This window comes from Zoogloea sp. 1C4, from assembly GCF_009469605.1.
GTDB lineage: Bacteria > Pseudomonadota > Gammaproteobacteria > Burkholderiales > Rhodocyclaceae > Zoogloea > Zoogloea oryzae.
Genome location: NZ_SSXU01000047.1, coordinates 1 through 6,700 on the forward strand (window position 1 = coordinate 1; position 6,700 = coordinate 6,700).

Consider the following 6,700-nt stretch of genomic DNA (forward strand, 5'->3'; position numbering starts at 1 on the left):
GAAGGGGTCGTCTCAGAAAACGGAAAATAAAGCACGTTAAGCCGGGTGAAGTGGCCGTAGCGGCCTGAATTTTCCTGCGCCGACCTTGGTACTGCAGCGCCACAGGTAATCGCCGGTCAGGTTGATGTGCTCCCAGCCGAGCGGCGACAGGTACTGCAACAGGGCATCATCGACGGCTTGGCCGTGGCCGCGCAAGGCGTTCGCGGCCCGTTCCAGGTAGGCCGTGTTCCACAACACGATGGCGGCCGTCACCAGGTTGAGGCCGGAAGCGCGGTAGCGCTGTTGCTCGAAACTGCGGTCGCGGATTTCGCCCAGGCGGTTGAAGAACACGGCGCGGGCAAGCGCGTTGCGCGCTTCACCCTTGTTCAGCCCGGCATGCACGCGGCGGCGCAGCTCGACGCTTTGCAGCCAGTCCAGAATGAACAGCGTGCGTTCGATGCGACCGAGCTCGCGCAGCGCCACCGCCAAGCCGTTTTGACGCGGGTAGCTGCCGAGCTTTCGGAGCATCAGCGAGGCCGTCACTGTGCCCTGCTTGATCGAGGTGGCCAGCCGCAGGATTTCATCCCAATGGGCGCGGACGTGCTTGATGTTGAGCGTGCCGCCGATCATCGGTTTCAGCGCATCGAAGGCGGCATCGCCCTTCGGGATATAGAGCTTGGTGTCGCCCAGGTCACGGATGCGCGGCGCGAAGCGGAATCCAAGCAGGTGCATCAACGCAAAGACGTGATCGGTGAAGCCGGCCGTGTCGGTGTAGTGCTCCCCGATCCGCAGGTCGGATTCGTGGTACAGCAGGCCATCGAGCACGTAGGTCGAGTCGCGCACGCCGACGTTCACGACCTTGGTGTGGAACGGCGCGTACTGGTCGGAGATGTGGGTGTAGAACGTCCGCCCTGGACTGCTGCCGTATTTCGGGTTGATGTGGCCGGTGCTTTCGGCCTTGCTTCCGGTGCGGAAATTCTGACCGTCCGACGATGACGTGGTGCCGTCGCCCCAATGCTCGGCGAAGGGATGCCGGAATTGCGCGTTGACCAGCTCGGCCAGCGCCGTCGAGTAGGTTTCGTCGCGGATATGCCAGGCTTGCAGCCAGGCGAGCTTGGCGTAGGTCGTTCCGGGGCACGACTCGGCCATTTTGGTCAGGCCCAGGTTGATCGCGTCGGCCAGGATCGTGGTCAACAGCAGGTTCTTGTCTTTGGCCAGGTCGCCAGATTTCAGGTGCGCGAAGTGCCGGGTGAAGCCCGTCCATTCGTCCACCTCCAGCAGCAGTTCGGTGATCTTGACGTGCGGCAGAACCATCGCCGTCTGGTCGATCAGGGCCTGCGCGGTGTCGGGCACCGCCGCATCGAGCGGTGTGATTTTCAGGCCCGACTCCGTGATGATGGCGTCTGGCAGCTCGTTGGCCAGCGCCATGCGGTTGACGGTGGCGAGCTGCGTTTCCAGCAGTGTCAGCCGCTCATGCAGGTACTGGTCGCAGTCGGTGGCCACGGCCAGCGGCAATTCGCTGGCCTGCTTGAGGCTGGCGAATTTTGCGGGCGGCATCAGGTAGTCCTCGAAATCCTTGAACTGGCGGGAGCCTTGTACCCAGATGTCGCCAGAGCGCAGCGCGTTCTTCATCTCCGACAACGCACACAGTTCGTAGTAACGGCGGTCGATGCCGGTGTCGGTCATGACCAGCTTCTGCCAGCGTGGCTTGATGAAGTCGGTCGGCGCGTCGACGGGCACCTTGCGGGCGTTGTCGGTGTTCATGCCGCGCAGCACCTCGATGGCCTCCAGCACATCCTTGGCAGCGGGCGCAGCCCGCAATTTGAGCACGGCGAGGAATCCCGGTGCGTACCGGCGCAGCGTGGCGTAGCTCTCGCCGATGCGGTGCAGGAAATCGAAGTCCTCGGGCTGCGCGAGTTTCTGCGCTTCGGTGACGCTCTCGGCGAAGGCGTCCCAGGACATGACGGCCTCGATGGCGGCAAACGGATCGCGGCCCGCTTGCTTGGCCTCGATCAGCGCCTGGCCGATGCGGCCGAACAGCCGTACCTTGGCGTTGATCGCCTTACCGGACGCCTGGAACTGCTGCTGATGCTTGTTCTTGGCGGCGTTGAACAGCTTGCCCAGGATGCGATCGTGTAGGTCGATGATTTCGTCTGTGACGGTAGCCATGCCCTCGATGGCGAGCGCCACCAGAGTCGTGTAGCGCCGCTGCGGCTCGAACTTTGCTAGGTCAGCGGGCGTCATCTGGCCGCCTTCGCGGGCGATCTTGAGCAATCGGTTCTGGTGCACCAGCCGCTCGATGCCCGAGGGTAGGTCGAGCGCCTGCCACGCCTTGAGGCGTTCGATGTGTTCGAGCATGTGCCGCGAATTGGGCTTGACGGGTGACTGGCGCAGCCAGGCCAGCCAGGTCGTCTTGCCGTTGTCGCGGCGCTTGAGCAGATCGTCGAGGCGACGGCGATGCATGTCCGATAGCGGTTCGGCCAAGGCGTCGTAGATGCGCCGGTTGGCGCGGGTGATCGCCTCGGCGCTCGCCCGCTCGACGGCGTTGAGAGCAGGCAGAATGACCGACTGCCGCCGCAGGTGCTCGATGAAGGCGCTTGCCAGCACAATGCCCTTGTCGGTTTGCATGGCCAGCTCGGTCAGCGTGTGGACGGCCTGCCGGTAGTGGCTCATGGTGAAGGGCCGGAAACCGAAGACGGTTTGCAGCTCGATCAGGTGCTCACGCCGGGTTTGCTCCCGCTGGCCGTACTCGTTCCAGCTTTCGATGCTGACCTTGAGCTGATCGGCGACCAGCTTCAACAAGGGCGGAAACGGCGGCTCATCGACGCCAAGGATAACGCCGGGAAAGCGCAGGTAGCAGAGCTGCACGGCGAAGCCCAGGCGATTGGCCGGGCCGCGCCGCTGCCGGATGATGGACAGGTCGGTTTCGCTGAACGTGTAGTGACGGATCAACTCATCCTTGGTGTCCGGCAACGCCAGCAGGCTTTCGCGCTCGGCAGCGGAGAGGATTGAACGGCGGGGCATGCGATTTCCTTTTCTTTGTCACATTATTTACTAAAATGATCGTTTACATACCTTAGAAAAGATGACGGATTAAGTGACATATATTGACACTGTGGCATGCCAAAATCACACTGTCACATAATCGAACGTATATGTGACAGGCATCAACATGCTAATTGGCTACATGCGAGTATCGAAAGCGGATGGTTCTCAGACCACCGATTTGCAACGCGATGCGCTGATAGCTGCGGGCGTTGATTCCACACAGCTCTATGAAGACCACGCATCTGGCAAGCGAGAAGATCGCCCAGGCTTGGCAAATTGCCTGAAGGCGCTACGACCAGGCGACACGCTAATCATTTGGAAACTCGACCGTCTTGGACGCGATCTGCGTCATCTCATCAACACCGTGTATGATCTGACCGGGCGAAACATCGGCCTCAAGGTGTTAACGGGCCACGGCGCGGCCATTGATACGACGACCGCAGCCGGAAAGCTGGTCTTTGGCATCTTTGCCGCTCTGGCCGAGTTTGAGCGAGAGCTAATCGCTGAACGCACCGTGGCAGGGCTAGCTTCGGCACGGGCACGCGGTCGAAAGGGGGGCCGGCCGTTCAAGATGACACCCGCAAAGTTGCGCTTGGCAATGGCGGCGATGGGACAGCCAGAAACCAAGGTTGGCGATTTGTGTGTCGAACTCGGTATTACGCGTCAGACCTTGTATCGATGTATTTCACCAAAAGGTGAGCTACGTCCCGATGGAATCAAGCTGCTCAATCAGGGTTGATGACCGCGTTAGCATGCCAATTCAATTTACCTCAACGAAAGGAAAGCACCGTGAAAGAAAAGAAAGTCAAATCAATGCCCATGAATACCGGAATTTCAGAGGCTGACCGGAAGAAAATTTCCGACGGATTGTCCGCGCTACTGGCCGACAGCTACACCCTGTACTTGATGACGCACAACTTCCATTGGAATGTGACCGGGCCGCAGTTCAACAGCCTGCACATGATGTTCATGGACCAATACACCGAACAGTGGAATGCGTTGGATGTGATCGCCGAGCGCATCCGTGCCTTGGGTTTCCCGGCGCCGGGCACCTACAAGGAATTCGTCAAGCTTGCCTCAATCCAGGAGGTCGAGGGTGTGCCCAAAGCCAACGAGATGATCGCCTATCTGGTCGCAGCGCAAGAAGCTACCGCCAGAACTGCCCGCAAACTCTTCCCGGTGGTGGATGAAGCCAACGACCAACCTACAGCGGATGTGCTGACCCAGCGCATCGATGTCCATGAAAAAACGGCTTGGATGTTGCGGAGCTTACTCGAAGAGTAAATCACCATTTCTGTTTACAACGTAAGCAAAGGAGTGACACATGGAAAACAAAGACGCAAGTTCTTCTGGAAAATGTCCGGTCATGCACGGAGGCGCTACATCGGCCAGCATGCAGACCATGGAATGGTGGCCCAAAGCCCTGAACCTGGACATCCTGCACCAGCACGACAGCAAGACCACCCCGCTGGGTACGGGCTTCAACTATCGCGAAGAACTCAAGAAGCTCGATGTTCAAGCGCTGAAAAATGACCTCAAAGCGCTGATGACCGACAGCCAGTCCTGGTGGCCAGCCGACTGGGGCCACTATGGCGGGCTGATGATTCGCATGGCTTGGCACTCAGCCGGCACCTACCGTATCGCTGACGGACGCGGCGGCGGTGGCACAGGCAACCAGCGATTCGCCCCGCTCAACTCGTGGCCGGACAATGCCAACCTCGACAAGGCGCGCCGCCTGCTCTGGCCGATCAAGAAAAAGTATGGCAACAAGCTCTCCTGGGCCGACCTGATCATTCTCGCTGGCAACATGGCCTACGAGTCGATGGGCCTGAAAACCTTTGGCTTCGCCTTCGGTCGCGAAGACATCTGGCACCCCGAGAAGGACACCTATTGGGGTTCTGAGAAGGAATGGCTTGCTCCCAGTGGTAGCGCTGGCAGCCGCTACTCCGGCGAACGCGACCTCGAAAACCCGCTGGCAGCCGTGATGATGGGTTTGATATACGTGAATCCGGAAGGTGTCGACGGCAAGCCCGATCCGCTCAAGACGGCCCACGACGTGCGTATTACCTTCGCGCGCATGGCGATGAACGACGAGGAAACCGTGGCGCTGACGGGCGGCGGTCACACCGTCGGCAAGACGCACGGCAATGGCAGCGCGGCAAATCTGGGGCCGGCTCCCGAAGGTGCCGAACTCGAAGAGCAGGGCCTCGGCTGGCAAAACCACACCACGCGCGGCATCGGCCGTGACACCGTAACAAGCGGCATCGAAGGCGCGTGGACCACGCATCCGATGAAATGGAACACCGGCAAAGGTGGCTACTTCGATTTGTTGCTTCGCTACGACTGGTGGCTACAGAAGTCGCCGGCCGGCGCGCACCAGTGGGAACCGGTCAACATCAAGGAAGAAGATATGCCGGTCGACGTCGAAGACCCGTCAATTCGCCATAAGCCGATCATGACCGACGCGGACATGGCGATGAAGTTCGATCCTGAATATCGCAAGATTGCCGAGCGTTTTCGCGATGATCCAGCGTATTTCGAGAAAGTCTTCGCCCGTGCCTGGTTCAAGCTGACCCACCGTGACATGGGGCCGAAGTCGCGTTACATCGGCCCGGACGTGCCGGCCGAAGACCTCGTCTGGCAAGACCCGGTGCCAGCCGGTCGCAAGGACTACGACGTTGCTGCCGTCAAGGGGAAAATTGTCGCCGCCGGTCTCACAATCTGTGAGATGGTCTCAACCGCCTGGGACAGCGCTCGCACCTTCCGTGGCTCGGACAAGCGCGGCGGAGCGAACGGCGCACGTATTCGCCTTGCTCCGCAGAAGGACTGGGAGGGTAATGAACCGGCACGACTCACGAAGGTACTGGCCATCTATGAAAAGATCGCCGCCGACACTGGCGCAAGTGTTGCCGATGTAATCGTACTCGCCGGCAACGTCGGCGTTGAGCAAGCAGCCAGAGCGGCTGGTGTTGAGGTATCGGTTCCGTTCGCCCCAGGCCGTGGGGATGCCAAGCAAGAACAAACCGACGTTGAGTCCTTCGAGGTGCTTGAACCCTTGGCCGATGGTTTCCGCAACTGGCTGAAGAAGGATTATGTGGTCAGTGCTGAGGAATTGCTGCTTGATCGTGCCCAACTGATGCGGTTGACCGCGTGCGAGATGACCGCCTTGGTAGGAGGCATGCGGGTGCTAGGCACCAACTTCGACGGCACTGCGCATGGCGTGTTCACAGACCGTGTTGGCACCCTGACGAATGATTTCTTCGTCAACCTGACCGACATGGCCTACAGCTGGAAACCGACGGGGCGTAACAGCTACGCCATCGTTGACCGCAAGACGGGAGTAACCAAGTGGACGGCGACCCGCGTTGATCTGGTGTTCGGTTCAAATTCAGTGTTGCGTGCCTATGCGGAGGTCTACGCGCAGGACGACAACAAGGCCAAGTTTGTACAGGATTTTGTTGCGGCCTGGACGAAAGTCATGAATGCGGATCGCTTTGATCTGCACTAGATTGGATAGCAGGACAGCCTGCTAAACATTCTCCGGAGAGACCGAAAAACAATTGCTTTTCGGTCTCTCTCTTCTTTTGTCAGCGGTACTTGGATCTGCAAATGCTGTACTGAAACGCGTAACTTTCTTAGCGTGCTTTATTTTCCGTTTTCTGAGACGACCCCA

Annotated in this window: 4 protein-coding genes; 3 read left to right on the forward strand and 1 reads right to left on the reverse strand. The window is 59.6% G+C overall.

What is annotated here, in order from left to right:
* Positions 1 to 36 precede the first annotated feature (36 nt).
* Positions 37 to 3,003, reverse strand: coding sequence for a Tn3 family transposase (locus tag GH681_RS22315; RefSeq protein WP_153163713.1), 2,967 nt, complete (start codon positions 3,001 to 3,003; stop codon positions 37 to 39).
* 148 nt (positions 3,004 to 3,151) lie between these two features.
* Between GH681_RS22315 and GH681_RS22320 the strand changes: the two genes are divergently transcribed.
* The 3 genes from GH681_RS22320 to katG all read left to right on the forward strand — a co-directional run bounded on the left by GH681_RS22320 (position 3,152) and on the right by katG (position 6,535).
* Positions 3,152 to 3,766: a recombinase family protein gene (locus tag GH681_RS22320; protein ID WP_153163715.1), complete on the forward strand. Its 615-nt coding sequence runs from the start codon at positions 3,152 to 3,154 to the stop codon at positions 3,764 to 3,766.
* A gap of 74 nt (positions 3,767 to 3,840) precedes the next feature.
* The gene (locus tag GH681_RS22325; protein ID WP_194271315.1) at positions 3,841 to 4,311 is read left to right on the forward strand and encodes a Dps family protein; all 471 of its coding nucleotides are present in this window, start codon (positions 3,841 to 3,843) and stop codon (positions 4,309 to 4,311) included.
* 40 nt (positions 4,312 to 4,351) lie between these two features.
* Positions 4,352 to 6,535, forward strand: coding sequence for a catalase/peroxidase HPI (katG, locus tag GH681_RS22330; RefSeq protein WP_043849878.1), 2,184 nt, complete (start codon positions 4,352 to 4,354; stop codon positions 6,533 to 6,535).
* Positions 6,536 to 6,700: the final 165 nt, after the last annotated feature.